This is a genomic window from Streptomyces sp. NPDC006458, assembly GCF_040612135.1.
In the GTDB taxonomy this organism is placed as follows: domain Bacteria; phylum Actinomycetota; class Actinomycetes; order Streptomycetales; family Streptomycetaceae; genus Streptomyces.
In genome coordinates, this window is sequence record NZ_JBEXPR010000059.1 from 1 (window position 1) to 19,275 (window position 19,275).

Sequence of the window (19,275 nt, forward strand, 5' to 3'; positions counted from 1 at the left end):
GGCACTGCGCGCGGCGGGGCTGACTCCGGTGCAGTGGCCGGGGTGGCAGTCGATCGAGCGGGCGGAGGCCGCGCTCGGCGCGTCCCTGGGCAGGAACGTGGTGAAGCTCCCCGACTGGCAGTCGCTGCTGAACGCGGCCGGGGCGGGGTAGGCGGCGCGGGGAGTCGCCCGACGGACCCGGCTCGGGGAGACAGGCGGGAATCCGTCGGACAGGCCCTGGACCGGGGGTCCTCCGACGGCAGCAGTTCCGGGCGCTCCGGCGGGCGGCCGTCGCTCCGAGGAGCGGCCGCTCCGCGCGCTCCAGAAAGCCCAGCTCCAGAAAGCTCAGCTCCAGAAAGCCCAGCTCCCTAAGGCTCAGCTCCCGAAGGCTCAGCTCCCGAAGGCTCAGCTCCCGGAAGCTCCGGAGCCCCCCGGGACCCCTGTGCCCACCGCCTGCCGAGCCGCGGCCGCGAGCAACGCGTCCAGCAGCCCGGGGAAACGATCATTCAGATCGTCACCGCGCAGCCCGTTCATCTTGGCCGTGCCGCGGTACACCTGCCTGATCACCCCGGCCTCCCGCAGCACCCGGAAGTGGTGCGTCGTCGTGGACTTGGCGACCGGTACGGCGAACTGCGAGCAGGTCAGCTCCGCACCGCCCGCGGCGGCGAGCTCACTGACGATCTGCAGCCGCATCGGGTCGGCGAGGGCATGCAGCACGCCCTCCAGCCGGATCTCCTCGCTGGCCGGGTGCGGCAGCTCACGGCTGCCGGCGGGTGCGGTGGGCGTCATGGAACCATTGTACGAAGGTCTTCGTAGTTTGACATCTCACGTACTACGACGAGTATCGTACGAGGCGCAAAACGGTCCTGTGATGAAGGGAGTCGCCGTGAGTGCGCTCTTCGAGCCCTACACCCTCCGCGATCTGACCATCCCCAACCGGGTGTGGATGTCGCCGATGTGCCAGTACTCCGCCGCCCCGGAGGGCCCCGACGCCGGAGCCCCGCACGACTGGCACTTCGCCCACTACGCCTCCCGGGCGGCCGGCGGCACCGGCCTGATCGTCGTGGAGGCGACGGCCGTGAGCCCGGAGGGCCGGATCTCGCCGTACGACCTGGGCCTGTGGAACGACACCCAGGTCGAGGCGTTCCGCCGGATCACCCGGTTCCTCACCGCGCAGGGCACGGTCCCCGGCGTCCAGCTCGGCCACGGGGGCCGCAAGGCCTCCACGGACCGGCCCTGGAAGGGCGGCAGGCCGGTCGGGGCCGAGGCGCACGGCTGGACGCCGGTGGCGCCGAGCGCGGTGCCGTTCGCCGAGGGGCATCCGCTGCCCGAGGAGCTGAGCGTCGAGGGGATCAAGGAGATCGTCGGCCGGTTCGCCGACGCGGCGCGGCGGGCGCTCGCGGCGGGCTTCGAGGTCGTCGAGATCCACGGCGCGCACGGCTATCTGATCCACGAGTTCCTGTCGCAGCGCTCCAACCGCCGCACCGACGCCTACGGCGGCTCGTTCGAGAACCGCACTCGGCTGGCCCTGGAGGTCGTCGACGCGGTGCGCGCGGTGTGGCCGCAGGGCAGGCCGGTGTTCTTCCGGGTCTCGGCGACCGACTGGCTGGAGGAGGGCGGCTGGAGCGCCGACGACACCGTCCGCCTCGCCCGCGCCCTTCAGGAGCACGGCGTCGACCTGCTCGACGTCTCCAGCGGCGGCAACGTCCCCGACGCCCGGATCCCGACCGGTCCCGGCTACCAGGTGCCCTTCGCCTCCCGCGTAAAGGCCGAGACCACGCTGCCGGTCGCCGCCGTGGGCCTGATCACCGACGCCGAGCAGGCCGAGAAGATCGTCGCCAACGGCGAGGCGGACGCCGTCCTGCTGGGCCGTGAGCTGCTGCGTGACCCCTACTGGGCCCGGCGTACGGCCCGTGAACTGGGCGGCGAGGTGCGAGTGCCGGACCAGTACCACCGGTCGGTGTGACCCGAGCCGACGAAATCGAGCACCTGACCCGGGGGCGTGCCGCGCATCGGCACGCCCCCCGGTGTCAACCGGCCGGACCTGCGGCCCCACGGCCCCGATGGCTCGGGCATCCTCGGCACGCGCGCGTGGAGCCACAGCGGCTCTACGCGCGCGTGTCCATCTGCCGGGCGAGTTCCCGCCGGTAGTCCGCGTAGGCGGCGCGCAGGTCCGCGCCCGGCCAGCCGGCGGGCAGCAGGGCGTCCGGCAGGACCGGGTCGGCCAGCAGATGGCGGACGATCGCGGCGTAGGCGGTGAGGCGGTCGGTCGGCCAGCCGGCCCGTTCGACGTGGGCCAGCAGGGCGTCCGCGGTGGCGGCCCAGCCCGCCAGGGGCCACAGCCGTGCGGCCAGCTCTCGCGGGGGCCGGGCCGGGCGGGCCGTGCCCAGTTCGGCCACCCGCTCCAGATCCCCGGGCAGTTCGCGCGAGAGATTGGCGGGGCGCAGCCAGACGCCCTCGCGGAGTTCGGCGAGCCTCAGGGCGGTCAACCGGGTGCGCAACTCGGCGCGTTCGGCGGGGCCGCGGCCCGTCGCGGTGACCACGACCATCTCCCAGTCGCCGTCCCACGCGCGCGTGTGCGGCCGGACCGCCTCGTCCTGACGCGTGCGCCGCTCCAGCAGCCGCTCCCCGATGCGGTAGCCCGCCTCGGTGCGGCGCAGATCCCCGGCGGCCGCCATCCGGCTGAGCGCGGCCCTGAGCGTCGATCCGCCGACCTCGAACGGCTCCACCGCGCGCGCGAGGTCCTTGGCGGCCATCTCCGGCGGGTCCGCCCCGAGCAGCAGGCTCAGGACGACAGACCGCGCGGACAGCGGACGCAGCTCAACGGTGCCGGGGCCTGCCGGGGCGGTCATCCGTGGGACCTCGTGTCGAGACTGCGCATGGCCTCGTACTGTACGGGCCGGATCTCGATGTTGCAGCATTGGTACGATCGCAGGAATAGTGCAACACTCGGCTCATGGTCTCGACACCCGTACACGAGCGGCACGAGCAGTACGCGACGCACGACGTCACCAACCAGGCCCCGCCCCTGGCCCCCTACGACGCCGCCGAGGACGCGGCCCTGCTGGAGGGCCTGCGCCGGGAGGGCGCCGGCTGGGCGGAGGCGGACATCCGCCGGCTCGGCCTGCTGGCGGGCGGGGCGCAGGCGCAGGAGTGGGGCGAGCTGGCCAACCGGCACGAGCCCGAGCTGCGCACCCACGACCGGTGGGGCCACCGCGTGGACGAGGTGGAGTTCCACCCGAGCTGGCACCACCTGATGCGGGTGGCGGTCGAGGAGGGTCTGGCCGCGTCGCCCTGGGCCGACGACCGGCCGGGCGCGCACGTCGCGCGGACCGCGGGCGGACTGGTGTGGAACCACAGCGAGGCCGGGCACGGCTGCCCGACCTCGATGACCTACGCGGCGGTCCCGGCCCTGCGTCGCGAGCCGGAGCTGGCCAAGATCTACGAACCCCTGCTGACCAGCCGGGAGTACGACCCCGGGCTGCGCGTGCCGACCGAGAAGCGCGGGCTGCTGGCCGGGATGGGGATGACCGAGAAGCAGGGCGGCTCGGACGTACGTACCAACACCACGGTCGCCACGCCCAGTTCGGAGCCCGGCGTCCACACCCTGCGGGGGCACAAGTGGTTCACGTCGGCGCCGATGTGTGACGTGTTCCTGGTGCTGGCGCAGGCGCCCGGCGGTCTGTCCTGCTTCCTCGTGCCGCGCGTGCTGCCCGACGGCACCCGCAACACCTTCCGTGTCCAGCGGCTCAAGGACAAGCTGGGCAACCGGTCCAACGCGTCCTCCGAGCCGGAGTTCGACGGCACCGTCGCCTGGCTGGTCGGACCCGAGGGCCAGGGCGTCAAGACGATCATCGAGATGGTCAACTGCACCCGTCTGGACTGCGTGACGGCGTCGGCGACGCTGATGCGCAGGACACTCGTCGAGGCGGGTCATCACGCCCGTCACCGCAGCGCTTTCGGGGCCCGTCTCGCCGAACAGCCGCTGATGCGCAACGTACTGGCCGATCTGGCCCTGGAGTCGGAGGCCGCCACGACGCTCACCCTGCGGCTCGCGGGGGCGGCCGACCGGGCGATTCGCGGGGACGAGGGAGAGCGCGCGTTCCGCCGCATCGCCACGGCTGTCGGCAAGTACTGGGTCACCAAACGGGGCCCCGCCTTCACCGCCGAGGCCCTGGAGTGCCTGGGCGGCAACGGCTACGTCGAGGACTCGGGCATGCCCCGCCACTACCGCGAGGCTCCCCTGCTGTCCATCTGGGAGGGCTCCGGGAACGTCAACGCCCTCGACGTCCTGCGGGCGCTGACGCGCGATCCGCGTACGGCGGACGCCCTGTTCTCCGAACTGGCCCTGGCCCAGGGGGCGGACGCCCGTCTCGACGCGGCGGTCGGACGCCTGAAGGAAGGGCTGGCGAGCGCGTCCGAGACCGGCGCCCGCAGGCTCGTGGAGTCCATGGCCCTCGCCCTCCAGGCGTCCCTGCTGGTCCGCTACGCCCCGCCCGCGGTCGCGGACGCCTTCTGCGCGACCCGGCTGGGCGGCGACTGGGGCCATGCCTTCGGCACCTTGCCCAACTCGGCGGACCTGGACGGGATTCTGGGTCGAGCGCTGGGGTTGTGAGGCCGGACCACTGATCCGGACCACGGACCCGGATCCAGGATCCGGACCACGGACCCGGACCACGCTTCCGGACCAGGTACTCGGACCACGGACCCGGACCACGGATCACGGCGACGCCGGGCCTCCGCCGCGGGCCCTGGGTCCTGTGGCGCCGGAGTCGTGAGGCCGGGGCAAGGGTCCGGTCCCCGCGGCTGCGGATGCCCCCCGCCGGGCCGAGCCACCGTAACCCCGCCCCTGGGCGAACCCCGCGCGGTCCCGGCGCCTCAGCCGTCCTGCGGTCCCGAACCCGTCCGGTGTCCCCACAGCGGGTCGAAGCGGATCCAGTCCGTCTCCCACTGGTTGAGCCGCTGGGACTCCAGGCGGCCGCGGACCGCGCGTCCGCAGGCGAAGGGGACCGCGGCGGCGCCGAGGCCGACGAGAGTGCCGACCAGGGCGGAGCGGAGGCGGGCCTCGGAGGCGCTGGCGGGCTCGCCGACGAGGCGGCCCCGCCGGTCCGTCCAGACCGTCACCGCCGTACCGGCGCGGGTGCCCGGCGCGACCCGGGCCTGACCGGACCGCTGGGAGCCGTCCGGCGCGTTCCAGCCGATCCCGGCCCACACCTGGGAGCCGCCCGCCGCGCCCGGCCCGCCGCGCCCGGCCCGGCGGGCACGCCGGGCGCCCGCCCGGTCAGCCGGGCGGTGACCGGCCGCCACTCCGCGCGCTCCCGCGCCAGCCCCCGCTCCACGGCGCCGGCGACCGTCAGACCCGCGAGCACCCCGCACAGCAGGGTGAGCGACCACACCACGAGCAGCACCCACGCCTCGACGGCGTCGGACCGCCGCCGCAGCGGACCGCGCCGCCAGCGCCACAGCCACACGTGTCGAACCCTCCGACCCCGCAGCCTCATCGAGGGCCGCCTCCTCACGAGCGCTCGAAGCATCCCCGTCGCCGTCCCATACGGGCGCCGGCCCGCCGATGCTCAGGGCGAGTCCTCCGACTCGACGGCGCCACGCGGCGGAACGGCCGTGCGGCCGACTTGCCGGAAGTCCGCCCCCGGCCGGACCGCCCGAAGTCCGCGGCCGGCCTGCCCTGGGCCCACGGCCGCCGTCCGTGTGCTCTCGGGGCCGCCTGGGCGCTCCCGGCGGCCTCGGTGGCCCCGCCGTCCGGCCACCTACACGCGCTGACCTGCGGCGACGCCCGTCCACAGGTGACTGTCAGTGGTGGGGTGCAGACTGGCCCGTGTCTGAGACGAAGACGTCGCGGAGGTGATCGGCATGACCGACGTACTACTCGCCGTGGGTACCCGAAAGGGCCTGTTCATCGGGCGTCGGCGCGGTGGCGCCTGGGAGTTCGACGAGAGTCCCTACTTCAACGCGCAGGCCGTGTACTCGGTCGCGATCGACACCAGGGGCGACACCACCCGTCTGCTCGCGGGCGGCGACAGCGCGCACTGGGGCCCGTCGGTGTTCCACTCCGACGACCTCGGCAGGACCTGGACCGAACCGGCCGCGCCCGCGGTCAAGTTCCCCCAGGACACGGGTGCTTCACTGGAACGGGTGTGGCAGTTGCACCCGGCGGCCGCCGAGCCGGACGTGGTGTACGCGGGCACGGAACCGGCCGCGCTGTATCGCTCGGAGGACCGCGGCGAGAGCTTCGCCCTGGTCCGCCCGCTGTGGGAGCACCCGACCCGCTCGCAGTGGGTACCCGGCGGTGGCGGCGAGGGCCTGCACACCGTCCTGACCGACCGGCGCGACCCGGGCGCGGTCACGGTCGCCGTCTCCGCGGCCGGGGTGTACCGCACCGACGACGGCGGCGCGAGCTGGGCGCCGTCCAACTCCGGTGTCTCCGCGGTGTTCCTGCCCGATCCCGACCCCGAGTTCGGGCAGTGCGTGCACAAGGTCGCGCGGGACGCGGTGAACCCGGACCGGCTGTATCTGCAGAACCACTGGGGCGTGTACCGCAGCGACGACGGGGGCGGGCGGTGGACCGACATCGGCAAGGGCCTGCCGTCCACCTTCGGCTTCGCGATGGCCACGCACCCGCACCGGGGCGACACCGCCTACGTGTTCCCGATCAGCGCCGACTCCGACCGGGTTCCGGCCGACCACCGCTGCCGGGTCTTCCGCACCCGGGACGCCGGCGAGTCCTGGGAGCCGCTGACGACCGGGCTGCCGCAGGAGGACCACTACGGCACCGTGCTGCGCGACGCGCTGTGCACCGACGACGCGGACCCGGCGGGCGTGTACTTCGGCAATCGCAACGGCGAGGTGTTCGCCTCGGCCGACGACGGCGACAGCTGGCGGCAGTTGGCCTCGCATCTGCCTGATGTGCTGTGTGTGCGGGCCGCGGTGGTACGGCAGTAGGGTGACGCCGTGGCACCACGACCGTTGCATGAGATCGTCGAACCGGGCTGGGCGAGCGCCCTGGAACCCGTGGCCGGAAAGATCGCCGGGATGGGCGACTTCCTCCGTGGGGAGATAGCCGCGGGGCGCACCTACCTCCCGGCCGGGCAGAACGTCCTGCGGGCCTTCCAGCAGCCCTTCGACGAGGTCCGCGTCCTCATCGTCGGGCAGGACCCGTACCCGACGCCGGGGCACGCGGTCGGGCTGTCGTTCTCGGTGGCCCCGGAGGTACGGCCGCTGCCCGGCAGTCTGATCAACATCTTCCGCGAGTTGGACTCCGACCTGGGGCTGCCCCAGCCGTCCAACGGCGATCTCACGCCGTGGACGCGCCAGGGCGTGCTGCTGCTCAACAGGGCCCTGACCACGGCGCCGCGCAGTCCGGGCGCGCACCGGGGCAAGGGCTGGGAGGAGGTCACCGAGCAGGCGATCCGCGCCCTCGCCGCGCGCGGGAAGCCGCTGGTGTCGATCCTCTGGGGCCGTGACGCCCGCAATCTCCGTCCGCTGCTGGGCAGTCTGCCCTCGGTGGAGTCCGCGCACCCGTCCCCGATGTCGGCCGACCGCGGCTTCTTCGGCTCCCGTCCGTTCAGCCGGGCCAACGACCTGCTGATCGGCCAGGGCGGGCAGCCCGTGGACTGGCGCCTGCCGTGACGCGGCCCGGGGGCACCGCGGTCGGGGGCTCCACGGGCTATCTCGCCGTCGACTCCGGAGGGTCCGGTCTCCGCGTCGTCGTGGGGACGGCGGACGGTGGCGTGTCGGCGCGAAGGGAGTCGGCCGTACCTGTGCGCACGGGCCCCCAGGGCATCGACGCGGCCCATCTGATGGGACAACTGCTGCCGCTGGTGCGGTCGTTGACGGACGAGACGGGTGTGACGGAGTTGCGCACGGCCGCCGTGGGCGCGGCCGGGCTGAGCACACTCGGCGACGGGCTGCGCGCCGAGCTGCCGGGCGCGCTGCGACGCGAGTTCGGCACCCGGACCGCCGCGCTCGCCGCCGATGCCGTGACCGCGTACACCGGTGCCCTCGGGTCGCGCGCGGGGGCCGTGGTCGCGGCGGGCACCGGCGTGATCGCGATCGGTACGGACCTCTCCCGCTGGCGGCGGGCGGACGGCTGGGGTCATCTGCTGGGCGACTGCGGCAGTGGCGCCTGGATCGGCCGCGCCGGGCTGGAGGCCGCGCTGCGCGCGCACGACGGCCGCGACGAGGGGTCCGCGCCGCTGCTGTCGCGGGCGGAGGAGATGTTCGGGCCGATGCCGGGGCTGCCCGGGAGGCTGTATCCGCGTCCGGACCGGCCGGCCGTGCTCGCCTCCTTCGCGCCGCAGGTGGCCGCGTGCGCGCGGGAGGACCAGGTCTCGGCGCGGATCCTGCGGGACGCGGCGCGGCACATCGCCGACTCCGCGGCGGCGGTCTGCCCGGCCGGGGACGAGGCGGTGCTCGCGCTGACCGGCGGCCTGTTCCGCATGGGCGCGCCGCTGCTGGACCCCTTGGCCGAGGAGCTCGCACGACGGTTGCCGCACGTCAGACGCGTGCCGGCCGAGGGCGATGCCCTTCTCGGCGCGGTGCGGATCGCGACGGCTCTCGCCGAGGACAAGCTCACTCTGCCGGGCGACGAGCGAATGCTGCTGGTCGTGGGCATGAACGCATGAACCCGTGAACAGGGACTGAATCGCGCACCAACCGTGCTCAATTCGTACGTAACTCATCACAACTCATCAGACAAAACCGGACGGATACCGTTCACCTGCCCCCTCCCCGAACAGGGGAGCCCAGGAAGCCAGTAACATGCGGCGCCATGAGTTCCCCCACTGGGCCCGCGTCCGGCCTGCCTGTACGAATGCCGCGCCCCCGCCAGCCCGGGCGGCACCGCCGACCCGAGCCCCTGGCGGCTCCCGAGGGCGCACCCGCGCTCATCCTTGCGGTTCCGGGCACGCCCAGCGCCGCCACCCGTGGCCTCTCCGAGGAGATCGTGAGCATCGCCCGCTCCGAGCTTCCCGGTCTCGACGCCCGAATCGGGTACGTCGACGGGGACGACGCGGCGTTCCCGTCGCTGAAGGTCGTGCTCGCGCACGCCGCCGACGAGCGCACCGCCCGCTACGAGCAGACGCTCGCCGCTGGTGTGGAGGTCAAGGAGCCCGAGGGTCCCGTCGCGGTGGTCGTCCCGCTGCTGGCCGGCCCGGACAGCGCGCTGCTGCGGCAGGTGCGCCAGGCCGTGATGGAAAGCCGGGTCGCCGCCGACCTGACCGACGTCCTGGGCCCGCACCCGCTGCTCGCGGAGGCCCTGCACGTGCGGCTGTCCGAGGCGGGTCTGGCCCGCGCCGACCGCGCCCGGCTGTTCACCGTGGCCACGGCCGCGGACGGCATCATCCTGGCCTCCGTCGGGGGCGAGGAGGCCGTGCAGGCGGCGGGGATCACCGGCATGCTGCTCGCCGCGCGTCTGGCCGTTCCCGTGATGGCGGCCGCGCTGGACCAGGAGGGCTCGATCTCGGCCGTCGCCGACCGGCTGCGTTCCTCGGGTTCGCAGCAGCTGGCGCTCGCGCCGTACCTGATCGGCCCGGAGATCGACGCCTCGCTGATCCAGGCCGCCGCCCAGGAGGCGGGCTGCGCCGCCGCCGAGGCGCTGGGCCCGTACCCGGCGATCGGCAAGCTGGCCCTGGCCCAGTACACGCAGGCTCTGGGCATCGCCTCGCCGGCGCAGCAGGGCTCGTCCCTGCGCTGACCGGCGGAGCAGCCGTTCCACGTCGTACGACAAGGGCCCGTCCCGGACCGATTAACCAACAGCGTCCGGACCGGGGCCGGGCCCCTTCGGCGTGTGCGGACGGCGCGGGTCAGCCGACGACGACGCAGGAGGCGGCGGGGACGCGGACCGAGCCGACGCGCCGCGGGAGGCCGGTTTCGGGGTCGAGGCGGAACCAGGTGACGTCGCCGGAGCGTTCGTTGGCGACGTAGAGGTAGCCGTCGGACTCGGTGAGCGCGCGCGGCCAGTGTCCGCCGCAGGGGACGGTCCCGACGAGGCGCAGGCCCTCGCCCTCCACGGCCAGCACGCACAGCACGTCCTCGCCCCGTACGGCCGTCCACACGAACCGGCCGTCGGGCGAGACCACGATCCCCGAGGGGTACGCGTCGCCGTCCGGCGCGTCCGGCAGGACGTGTGTCTCGGTCAGCGGCTTGAGGGTGCCGTCGGCGGCGTTCCAGCGGCAGGCCGTGACGGACGGGGAGAGCTCGTTGACGACGTAGGCGCGGTCGCCGTCGGGGTGGAAGGCCAGGTGGCGGGGGCCGGAGCCGGGGCGCAGGGCGACCTCGCGGTGCAGTTCCAGACGGCCGTCGCTCAGGGTGCACACCCGTACCGAGTCCGTGCCGAGGTCGACGCTGACGGCCCAGCGGCCGCTCGGGTCGGGCTGCACGTGATGGGCGTGCGGGCCCTGCTGGCGGGGCGTGTGGGGGCCGGATCCGGTGTGCCGGAGCACCGCGGAGATGGGGCCCTCCAGGGTGCCGTCGGGGCGCAGGGGGACGACGGAGACGCTGCCGGAGCCGTAGTCGGCGGTGAGCAGGTGGCCGCCGAAGACGCTGAGGTGGGTGGGCCCCGAGCCGACGGGGACGGGCCGGCCCACGGGCTCGGGGGCCTCGCCGGTCACCCGGTAGGCGGCGACCGCGCCGTCGGCGGTCTCGCTGACGGCGTAGAGCGTGCCGCCGTCGGGCGCGAGGGCGAGGTAGGACGGGTCGGGCACACCGTTCACGCCGCCGAGGACGGCCAGTGAGCCGTCCGCGGTGTCGACGGCCGCCATGATCACGCCGGGGCCGCCCGCCGCCGTGAACGACCCGATGAACGCCCTGCGCCTGCCGCCGTCTGCCACCGCTGTCCCCTTGTCGGTCGACTGCCCGTTCGGGGCGACGGTAGCACTTGCGGTCTAGACCAAGGGGGTTGGGAACGCCGGTCACGGCCGGATCGGTGCGTGCGGGGGTCCGGCTGAAGCGCGTCGCGGCGGGCGGGTTCCCGGCACGCCCTCGTGCGCGCCTGGCTCACGCCCCCACGAGCGGCGAGCCCGAGGGGGCCCGCAGCGGGGCGGCCAGTTCGGCCAGGGCGTGTTCGAGACTGTGCAGGTGGGCGAGGGCGGGCTCGGCGGCCTGGTGCAGGGGGGCGGCCGGGGAGCCGACGGGGCGGGGCTCGCGGCCCTTGCCCGCCGGGCTGGCGATCAGCGCCTCGACCGAGGCCTCGACACGGTGGCAGGCCCTGGCCAGGCGGGAGTCGTGCGAGGCCTCCGGGTCGGCGGCGACGGCGACCAGGCCGCGGATCTCGCGGGCGCAGTCGTCCAGCAGGGCCAGTACGCGCAGGGCGCGGCCCTTGCGGACGAGCATCGGGTTCAACGGGTGGACCAGGGGCGCGACGGCGAGCCGTACCCGCCCGAGCAACTGCTCCAGTTCGGCGACCCGGGGCGCCGGATCGGCGTCGGGCACCCCGGCCAGCCGGGCGGCGGCCTCGGCGGTGCAGGCGTGGACGCAGGTCAGGGCGCGCTGGATCCAGGCGTCGGTGACGGCGTGGGTGGTGACGGGCAGGACGAACAGCACGGCCAGCACGGCACCGAGCGCGCCCACTCCCGTCTCGGCCAGCCGCAGCGCGAGCAGGGCCGGGTCGAGCACGTCCAGCAGCCCGTACAGCAGCGAGGCCAGCAGCGTCACGCAGAGCATCATCCAGCTGTATGACACGGCGGCGGTGTAGAAGATCCCGAACACACACACGGCGACAAGCAAAGCGGTGATGACGGGCGCACCGCCCAACGGGATGGCGACAAGGAATCCGGCGGCGATGCCGGTGACGGTGCCGAGGAGTCGACGGAAGCCCCGTACGAGCGTCTCGCCGCGCGAGGCGGTGTTGACGAAGATCCACCAGACGGTGCCGACGGCCCAGTACCAGCGCTCCTCCGAGAGGAACTGTCCGATGATGAGGGCCGCCCCCGAGGCAACGGAGACCTGGACTGCCTGACGGGTGGTAGCCCGGGCGAGCCCCGTCCCGGGCAGAGCGGCGGGCACTGCCGGCGGCGGGACCCGACGCTCGATGGGCCACAACGCGAAGCGCACGCTCGCGGCCGCCCCCAAGGCGATACCGGTGGCCGCGTACAGCTCGGGGAGCTGGGCGGGGAGGGCATGCAGGAACTGGGTCACGAAGAACTGCATGAAAGCGAAGATGCCGAGCGCGTGTCCGCGCGGTCCCCAGCGGCGCGCGTACGCGCCCGCGAAGATCACGAAAAGCCAGGCCGCGTCGCGCAGGAGCGGCGCGTCGTGCAGGAGGGCTGCGAGGGCGAGCACGGGGAAGCCGACCGTCGGCAGCAGGGCAGTGGTAACGGCCTGACGGCGCACCGTGCGGTCACCCACCGTGAAGAGGGCGAGCAGCGCGGCAAGTCCGGCGGTGATGGACGCGACGAGGGACAGGCCGAGCAGTTCGGCCAAGGCGACCGCGAGGGCAACGCCCAGGACGGCACGGAGCGAGGTCCTGAGCCGGACGCGCCCCGGGTCCGGGGTCGTGAGGTACTTCTGCACGGCGGTCAATCCCGCCCCCTTGATCTGTTCCTCACCGCGCGCGACGCTCCCCTGGGGTGTTGGGGGCTCGGACACGACGAAGGCACCGCGGGCCGGTCCGGCCTCGTCGCCGGACGGCGCTGCGCGGCGCCGAAGGTGTGTGATGGCTACAAGGATAGACCGAAGGGGGTACAGCCGCTCAACGCACTGAACCTTTTCATCCTGTGTGGAGAGGGTGAAATGGCCTGATGGGGGGAGTGTGACAGGGCAGAGCCCCTGGTCGTTTGCGTGGTGATCTCACTCATCACACCGGCGACCGAAGGGCCCTAGTGCCGGGCTCGGCGGCGGTGCGAGTTCCAGACAGGAAAGAGCGTCTTTCGGTCATCATCGAACGACTCGAAGAATGGCTCGAAATCGCTGGCCGGGTGTCGCGCCGATTAACCGGAATTTAATACTCCGATGCTCCGGTGTTCACCGGAATCGGAAATCCGGGAGAAGGAAACGGGATGAATGCGCAGAGGCCCGTCAGACCCGCGTTTCGGCCAATGCCGTGAGGAAGCCCAGTTTGGCCGCGCGGGCCCCGGCCTGGCTGCGGGAACTGGCGCCCAGGGCCGTCATGATTTCGGCGACATGCCGCCCGTAGGTACGGACCGACACCTCGAGTTCGCGGGCGGCCGCCTCGTCGGTGATCCCCCGCTGGAGAGCGCCCAGGATCCGCCGGGCGAGCGCGGTCCGCTCGCCGAACACGAGGCCGTCGCTGGCCGGGGTCGCCCCGCTCCACACGCCCCGGAACAGACTGCGCATGGCGTGCACGACCTCGGGGGCACGGATCAGCGAGACCCTGCCGCCACCCGCGGGCCCGGCGACCACCAGAGCCGTCCGGCCGTCCACGACGAGTGCCTGGAGAGGAGGAACGGCGGCGACCCGGATCTCCACGGGGTTCTCGCTGCGCAGCTGGTCCCGGACGAAGTCCCCGTCGAGCCTGCTCGGCACGGCCAGCAGCCGGACCTTCACACCGGCTGCGGCCCGGCGCAGCTCGTGCTCGGCCCAGGACAGCCGGACGGCCTGCGCGGAGAGGTTCGGTCCGCGGGCGTGGACCATGTCGATGCTGTGCCGGGCGCCGTCGATGAGCCCGCGCGCGGTGTCGAGCACGTCGGCACAGGTGCCGTCCAGCCGGGTGATCAGCTGTTCCCTGACGTTGCGGTCCCGGTGGAGGGCGATGGAGAGTTCGATGAGCGCCTGCACCTCCAGCAGCCCCCGCTCCAGCTCGTCCCGGGGTTGTACGGACGGTTCGATCACGCCTTCTCGCTTTCCGTGCGGCTGGTGGGGCCTTGGGGGAGGGTGGGGGTGGGGAGGGTGGGGAGGGTGCGGGAGGTGGGGGGTGATAGGTGAGGGGACGCGGGGGCAGTCCGAATCAGGCGGAGACCAGGCCGAGCTCGATCGCTCGGACGCCGACTTGGAACCGGGATCCGGCATCGAGTTCCCGCATGATGTCCGCGACGTACCGCCGGTACGTGCGCAGCGATACGGCAAGGTCCCGGGCGGCCGCTTCGTCGGTGCTGCCGGAGCAGAGCTGCCGCAGGACGTCCCGGCCCAGCTCGGAGCGGAGTCGCGGACCGAAGTTGAGGTGGTCATTCAGCCGCGGGCACCCGGCCCACACGCACGCGAACAGCAGCTCCAGGGCCTGGACGGTGCCGACATCGCCGATCACCACGGCGGCTCCCTCCACGGCCGTGCCGGAAACCACGGCGGCGGTGCCGTCCACGACGAGGGCGGCCCGCAGTTCCCGGTCGGTGACGCGGATCTCGGTGCGCGGCCGCTTCTGGAAGCGGCTCAGCCGGTCGGCGCGGACATCGGCGGCGGTGGCGGTGCACAGCACCCGCACGGGCAGACTGGTCGGCACCCGGTCCAGGTGCCCGAGTACCGCATCGGTGAACTCTCCTGCCTCGGTCAGGGCAATGGCGATGTCGCGCCCGCCCTTGTCCAGCACCTGCGCCACCGCGTCGGCGAGCTCACTGCGCCCGGTGTGCGTCACCGGAAGGGGATCGGTCGGCCTCGCGGCCCCCCGCATCGACGTCGAGAGGGTGGATTCGATGAGCTCCCGCACCCGGAAGAGTGCGTCCTGCAGCCGGACGGCGGCGTCCTGCTCCTCCGGCCGCCCTCTGCGTTCCGCGAGTACGCCACGTTCGTCCGCTGTCGCTGCCATTCGTGTGCCCCCCGCGACACGCGCAAATGATGTCTGCTCTTGCCCCCCGCAACTACGAGCTCCGCGCAGGCATTGCCGGTTTCAGCGGGTCCGGCACCTTTCGCATACCGGTCCGTATGCGAGCGGAACCATAGCCTCACTTGGTAAAGACTTCACCAATCCTTGAGAGCAGGGCCGATATTAGGACAAGCACTTAGGCCCGTCAACTCGTGTCCAAAACTCTTCCACAGCCGCCATCCACGCACCGACCTGCGCCTTTCATGACCGCGCGACAACGCAACCTCCCCCGCGGTGAACTGTCGCTGGTGGCGCATCACACACCATTCAGTTATGAAGGGTGTAACAATTCAACGGCAGAAATTCCCTTTCGTCCGGCCCTCGCCCCCGGCGTCCCGGTATTCCCACGCGGACACCGAGGGGTCGGCGCTCGGACCGCTCGGCGCAATCAGCGCTCCGCCCGGTCACGGACCTTCGCCAGCAGCCCCCGTACCGCCTTCGTGTGCGCGCCCGACTCGATGACCAGCTGCCGGTACACGAAGCCGAACGGCCCCGGGAACACCGCGTACGTACCCGCCACCAGCACCGTCCCCGGACCGTCCGGCTCCGGCTCCAGCGCGACGAGCAGCGTGTACCGCGAGAAGAAATGGCGTCCTGTGAGGACGGCCCGGACGCCCGGTACGGACTCCACGACACGCATCCCGGGCAGCGTCGAGCCCAGCTCCAACGGCGGTCCCGAAGCGGCTGCCGGCTCGGCGCGCACCAGTCGGGCGTACGCCTCACTGCGCCCGCCCCGCTTCCGTCCGACCACCTCGGTCAGGGTCCGCCACACCTGTGCGGCATCCGCGGCCACCAGCACCCGGTGCTCGTCCACGAACGGCAGCCCCGTCAGCGGGTCCCGCCCGCCGGGCACGGACGGCCAACCCCCGGCCCGCCCCTGCTCCCCCGCCCCGCTCACAGCGCCACCTTCCCGGCAACGACCTGCGCCCACTCGCGGTACCCCTGAGCGGAAGGGTGGAACCGGTCCCGGGCGAAGAAGTCCGGACCCATCGGCAGGACGTTCGCGGACGGGATCCACGTCACCCCATGGACCTCCGAGCAGACCCGCTGCGCGACCTCGTCCAGCACCGCCGCCCGCTCTCCCAGGTAGCGGCCCAGCGTTTTCGGGATGGAGGGGAACTCCCCGAACGGCGGTATCCCCGTCACCAGGACCTGATCCGCCCGCCGCGCGAGCTCGCCGACCACCGCCGCCAGATCATCGCCCCAGTCCTGCGGACTGCGCCGGGTCAGTACGTCGTTGACCCCCGCCAGCAGCGCCGCCACGTGGAGGCCGGCGTCCAGCTCGGGCACCAGTCGGTACCGGATACGCCGCGCCGTGGCCCCGTACCGGCCGAGAACCGACCAGTCCACGGGGCGCCCGGTGCGCGCACTGAGCTCCCGCGCGAACTGACCGGTGAATCCGTCCTCGTGCCGCTCCACTCCGCAGCCCGCAGCCGTCGATTCGCCGACCACCGCTATCCGCAGCGGTCCGGCACCGGCCGCCGCGCCCGCCGTTTCGCCGACCGTACCGGAGTCGGGCCCGCCCGCAGGTGGCACCGTCTCGGTGGACAGGCGCACGTACACCGCTTGTGCGGCGACGACGGGGATCAGAAGGGGGTTCATGAACGGGTCCCTAGAAGTGAGAGAGGTCGGGGTCCTCGCGGAATCCGGCACGGCCGTCCCAACCGTCCCAGCGCGGCACGACAGTAATGTCCACCGACTGAGCGGGCAACAAGAACCGGGCCGCGAACCTGGTTCCGCTCCGGCCTCAGCCTGGACAGTTTCGGTCAGGCCACCGGGCCTTGAGGCCTTCGCGGCGATGCTACGACCCGTTCCGGTAACGGAACTTGGCAGGTTTCCGCCGCTACTCGCCGGTTGCCTCCCACCCCCGCCTAGCCTCCCCCACCACGACCGGCGAAAGCTGAGCAACAACGGGGGAAGTGCATATGACGGGCGCAGATCGGCATCGGATAGCGATCGTGGGGATCGCCTCCCGGCTGCCCAACGCATCGGGACCAGAGGAGTTCTGGCGCCTGCTGGCCGAAGGCCGCGACGCCATCCGCGACCGCGCTCCCGAGCGCCCCTTCGGCCCCGCCCGGGGAGGATTCGTCGACGGCGTCGAGGAGTTCGACGCCGAGTTCTTCCGCATGTCCCCCAAGGAAGCCGCGGAGACCGATCCGCAGCAGCGTCTCGCCCTCGAGCTCGCGTGGCAGGGACTGGAGAACGCGCGGATCGTCCCCGGTCCGTCCGAGACCGCGGGCCGGGAGGACCTCGAGACCCGCGAGGAAGCCGAGCACCGGGCCGGACGGATCGGCGTGTTCCTCGGCGTCATGGCCGCCGACTACGCGGACCTCGTGGCCCGGGGCGACAGTCGCGACATCAGCCGCCACACCCTCACGGGCACCGGCCGCGCCATGATCGCCAACCGGATCTCGCACACGCTGGGCCTGCACGGACCCAGCATGACCGTGGACACCGGCCAGTCCTCCTCGCTCGTCGCCGTCCACCTGGCATGCGAGAGCCTCCGTCGCGGCGAGGCGGACACCGCTCTCGCGGGTGGCGTCCACCTGATCGTCAGCCCGCTCAGCACCGCGGTGGTCGAGGCGGCCGGCGCCCTCTCCCCCGACGCCACCAGCTACGTCTTCGACGAGCGCGCCAACGGTTACGTACGCGGTGAAGGCGGCGGCCTGGTCGTTCTCAAGCCGTACGACCGGGCGGTCGCCGACGGCGACCGCGTGTACGCGGTCATCGAGGGCAGCGCCCTGGGCACCGGCACCGGCGAGGGCGGCCTCACCGTCCCCAGCGCCGCCGCCCAGGCCCGTACGGCCGGCGAGGCCCTGGCCCGCGCGGGTCTGGACGCGACCCAGGTCCAGTACGTCGAACTGCACGGCACCGGCACCCGCGTCGGCGACCCGATCGAGGCGGCGGCCCTGGGCGAGGCGTACTCGCAGGCCGCGGGGCGTACGGCCCCGCTGGTGGTCGGCTCCGTGAAGACCAACATCGGCCACCTGGAAGGCGCGGCGGGCATCGCCGGTCTGATCAAGACCGCGCTGTGCGTGCACCACCGGACCCTGGTCCCGAGCCTGAACCACGTCCGTCCCAACCCCGACATCCCCCTGGACGACCTGGGGCTCCGGGTCGCCACGGCCACCGAGCCCTGGCCCGCCACCGAAACCCCGCGGATCGCCGCGGGCGTCACCTCGCTGGGCATCGGCGGCACCTGCTGCCACGTGGTCCTGACCGGTGTCCCGGATGATGTCCCGGGTACGGAACGCCGCTGCGGGGAACTCCCGGCGGTTCCGGGTGTTCCGCCGGTTCCGGTGGTGGTGTCGGCGAAGTCCGTGCCCGCGCTGCGTGCGCAGGCGGAGCGGCTGCGCACGCACCTGAGCACCCGGCCCGAGTCCGGGCTGCTGGACACCGCGTACTCCGCCGCCACCACCCGCGCCCAGCTGGAACACCGCGGCGTCGTCGTCGCCGCCGACCGCGAACAGCTCCTCACCGGCCTCGCCGGCCTCGCCGCCGGCGAGCCGGGACCGGGCGTCATCCAGGGCCGCCCGGTCGGCGGCAAGACCGCCTTCCTGTTCACCGGACAGGGCGCGCAGCGCCCGGGCATGGGACTGGAACTGGCCGCCGCCCACCCCGTGTTCGCCGCCGCGCTCGACGAGGTGTGCGCGGAGCTCGATCCGCTGCTGGATCGTCCGCTGCGCGAACTCCTCGCCGCCGAAGACGACACCCTCAACGCCACCGAGTACACCCAGACCTCCCTCTTCGCCGTCGAGGTCGCCCTGTACCGGCTGGCCGAGTCCCTCGGTATCCGCGCCGACCACCTCATCGGCCACTCCGTCGGCGAGATCGCCGCCGCCCACGTCGCGGGAGTCCTCTCCCTCGCCGACGCCTGCACCCTCGTCGCCGCCCGCGGCCGCCTCATGGGCGCACTCCCCGCCGGCGGCGGCATGGCCGCCATCCAGGCCGACGAAACCGAAGTCACCGAGGCGCTGGCCGGGTTCGAAGGCCGCCTGGAGATCGCAGCCGTCAACGGACCACGCTCCATCGTCGTCTCCGGCGACCTCGACGCCCTCGACACCTGGCTCCCCCGGTGGGAGGAGCTGGGCCGCAAAACCACCCGCCTCCGCGTCAGCCACGCCTTCCACTCCCCGCGCATGGAACCCATGCTCGCCGAGTTCCAGAAGACCGCCGAAAGCCTCACCTACCACCCGCCCCGCACCGCCGTCGTCTCCAACGTCACCGGCGACCTGATCACCGACCAGCTGACCGACCCCGGCTACTGGGTCCAGCACGTTCGCGGCGCCGTCCGCTTCCACGACGGCATCCGCACCCTGCACCGCGAAGGCGTCACCCGCTACCTCGAACTCGGCCCCGACGCCATCCTCACCGCGCTCACCCGCCAGATCCTCGAAGACGAAGACAACCTCGTCCTCGCCCCGGCCCTGCGCGCCCGCCAGCCCGAGACCCACACCTTCGCCGCCTTCCTCGCACACACCCACACCGCCGGCATCCCCATCGACTGGCACACCTACTACGCCGACACC

Annotated in this window: 16 protein-coding genes and 1 pseudogene; 8 read left to right on the plus strand and 9 right to left on the minus strand. The window is 73.2% G+C overall.

Translation table 11 applies throughout. The features are described 5' to 3' along the window. Window positions 1–151, plus strand: a pseudogene (locus ABZZ79_RS38570) (NADP oxidoreductase); the annotation flags it as partial. Window positions 152–384: 233 nt separating this feature from the next. Here the strand turns inward: ABZZ79_RS38570 and ABZZ79_RS38575 are convergent. Then, complete coding sequence (locus ABZZ79_RS38575) at window positions 385–768, minus strand: helix-turn-helix transcriptional regulator (protein WP_356697178.1); 384 nt, start codon at window positions 766–768, stop codon at window positions 385–387. A gap of 97 nt (window positions 769–865) precedes the next feature. On the opposite strand from ABZZ79_RS38575, the gene ABZZ79_RS38580 reads away from it, so the two are divergent. Next, on the plus strand, window positions 866–1,945 hold the full coding sequence (locus ABZZ79_RS38580) for an NADH:flavin oxidoreductase/NADH oxidase (RefSeq protein ID WP_356697180.1): 1,080 nt from the start codon (window positions 866–868) through the stop codon (window positions 1,943–1,945). A gap of 142 nt (window positions 1,946–2,087) precedes the next feature. Here ABZZ79_RS38580 and ABZZ79_RS38585 read toward each other — a convergent pair whose 3' ends face one another. Next, entirely contained in the window at window positions 2,088–2,831 is a 744-nt protein-coding gene (locus ABZZ79_RS38585; RefSeq protein WP_356697182.1) for a PaaX family transcriptional regulator C-terminal domain-containing protein, read from the minus strand. Between the two features lie 104 nt (window positions 2,832–2,935). Between ABZZ79_RS38585 and ABZZ79_RS38590 the strand changes: the two genes are divergently transcribed. Next, window positions 2,936–4,594 (plus strand): DNA alkylation response protein, encoded by a 1,659-nt coding sequence (locus tag ABZZ79_RS38590; RefSeq protein ID WP_356697184.1) that lies wholly within the window; start codon window positions 2,936–2,938, stop codon window positions 4,592–4,594. 263 nt (window positions 4,595–4,857) lie between these two features. Here ABZZ79_RS38590 and ABZZ79_RS38595 read toward each other — a convergent pair whose 3' ends face one another. Then, entirely contained in the window at window positions 4,858–5,286 is a 429-nt protein-coding gene (locus ABZZ79_RS38595; protein WP_356697186.1) for a hypothetical protein, read from the minus strand. A 561-nt stretch (window positions 5,287–5,847) separates the two neighbouring features. Here ABZZ79_RS38595 and ABZZ79_RS38600 point away from each other — a divergent pair. The 4 genes from ABZZ79_RS38600 (at window position 5,848) to ABZZ79_RS38615 (ending at window position 9,688) form a co-directional block, all read left to right on the plus strand. Then, entirely contained in the window at window positions 5,848–6,936 is a 1,089-nt protein-coding gene (locus tag ABZZ79_RS38600; protein WP_356697188.1) for an exo-alpha-sialidase, read from the plus strand. A gap of 9 nt (window positions 6,937–6,945) precedes the next feature. Then, a complete protein-coding gene (locus ABZZ79_RS38605; protein WP_356697190.1) occupies window positions 6,946–7,623 on the plus strand; it encodes a uracil-DNA glycosylase in 678 nt (225 codons plus the stop codon). After that, complete coding sequence (locus tag ABZZ79_RS38610) at window positions 7,620–8,618, plus strand: BadF/BadG/BcrA/BcrD ATPase family protein (RefSeq protein WP_356697192.1); 999 nt, start codon at window positions 7,620–7,622, stop codon at window positions 8,616–8,618. Before ABZZ79_RS38605 ends, ABZZ79_RS38610 begins: the two co-directional genes overlap by 4 nt. Before the next feature lie 146 nt (window positions 8,619–8,764). Continuing rightward, complete coding sequence (locus ABZZ79_RS38615) at window positions 8,765–9,688, plus strand: hypothetical protein (protein WP_356697194.1); 924 nt, start codon at window positions 8,765–8,767, stop codon at window positions 9,686–9,688. Between the two features lie 109 nt (window positions 9,689–9,797). Here ABZZ79_RS38615 and ABZZ79_RS38620 read toward each other — a convergent pair whose 3' ends face one another. The 6 genes from ABZZ79_RS38620 to ABZZ79_RS38645 all read right to left on the minus strand — a co-directional run bounded on the left by ABZZ79_RS38620 (window position 9,798) and on the right by ABZZ79_RS38645 (window position 16,348). After that, window positions 9,798–10,823: a lactonase family protein gene (locus tag ABZZ79_RS38620; RefSeq protein WP_356697196.1), complete on the minus strand. Its 1,026-nt coding sequence runs from the start codon at window positions 10,821–10,823 to the stop codon at window positions 9,798–9,800. A gap of 166 nt (window positions 10,824–10,989) precedes the next feature. Beyond that, on the minus strand, window positions 10,990–12,513 hold the full coding sequence (locus ABZZ79_RS38625; protein ID WP_356697208.1) for an FUSC family protein: 1,524 nt from the start codon (window positions 12,511–12,513) through the stop codon (window positions 10,990–10,992). A 495-nt stretch (window positions 12,514–13,008) separates the two neighbouring features. Then, window positions 13,009–13,782: a LuxR family transcriptional regulator gene (locus ABZZ79_RS38630; RefSeq protein WP_356697198.1), complete on the minus strand. Its 774-nt coding sequence runs from the start codon at window positions 13,780–13,782 to the stop codon at window positions 13,009–13,011. A 115-nt stretch (window positions 13,783–13,897) separates the two neighbouring features. Then, the gene (locus ABZZ79_RS38635; protein WP_356697200.1) at window positions 13,898–14,689 is read right to left on the minus strand and encodes a DNA-binding response regulator; all 792 of its coding nucleotides are present in this window, start codon (window positions 14,687–14,689) and stop codon (window positions 13,898–13,900) included. A gap of 445 nt (window positions 14,690–15,134) precedes the next feature. After that, window positions 15,135–15,644, minus strand: coding sequence for a hypothetical protein (locus tag ABZZ79_RS38640; RefSeq protein ID WP_356697202.1), 510 nt, complete (start codon window positions 15,642–15,644; stop codon window positions 15,135–15,137). Further along, window positions 15,641–16,348: an SGNH/GDSL hydrolase family protein gene (locus ABZZ79_RS38645; protein ID WP_356697204.1), complete on the minus strand. Its 708-nt coding sequence runs from the start codon at window positions 16,346–16,348 to the stop codon at window positions 15,641–15,643. The genes ABZZ79_RS38640 and ABZZ79_RS38645 overlap by 4 nt, the downstream gene beginning before the upstream one ends. Before the next feature lie 323 nt (window positions 16,349–16,671). Between ABZZ79_RS38645 and ABZZ79_RS38650 the strand changes: the two genes are divergently transcribed. Further along, window positions 16,672–19,275, plus strand: a 2,604-nt coding sequence (locus tag ABZZ79_RS38650) for a type I polyketide synthase (protein WP_356697206.1), incomplete at its 3' end; no start/stop codon positions are given.

What these genes read in the sequence shown, in the direction of transcription:
- ABZZ79_RS38575 (WP_356697178.1), bottom strand. Translation starts at nt 768, where the DNA reads ATGACGCCCACCGCACCCGCCGGCAGCCGTGAGCTGCCGCACCCGGCC.
- ABZZ79_RS38585 (WP_356697182.1), bottom strand. Translation starts at nt 2,831, where the DNA reads ATGACCGCCCCGGCAGGCCCCGGCACCGTTGAGCTGCGTCCGCTGTCC.
- ABZZ79_RS38590 (WP_356697184.1), top strand. Translation starts at nt 2,936, where the DNA reads ATGGTCTCGACACCCGTACACGAGCGGCACGAGCAGTACGCGACGCAC.
- ABZZ79_RS38600 (WP_356697188.1), top strand. Translation starts at nt 5,848, where the DNA reads ATGACCGACGTACTACTCGCCGTGGGTACCCGAAAGGGCCTGTTCATC.
- ABZZ79_RS38615 (WP_356697194.1), top strand. Translation starts at nt 8,765, where the DNA reads ATGAGTTCCCCCACTGGGCCCGCGTCCGGCCTGCCTGTACGAATGCCG.
- ABZZ79_RS38635 (WP_356697200.1), bottom strand. Translation starts at nt 14,689, where the DNA reads ATGGCAGCGACAGCGGACGAACGTGGCGTACTCGCGGAACGCAGAGGG.
- ABZZ79_RS38645 (WP_356697204.1), bottom strand. Translation starts at nt 16,348, where the DNA reads ATGAACCCCCTTCTGATCCCCGTCGTCGCCGCACAAGCGGTGTACGTG.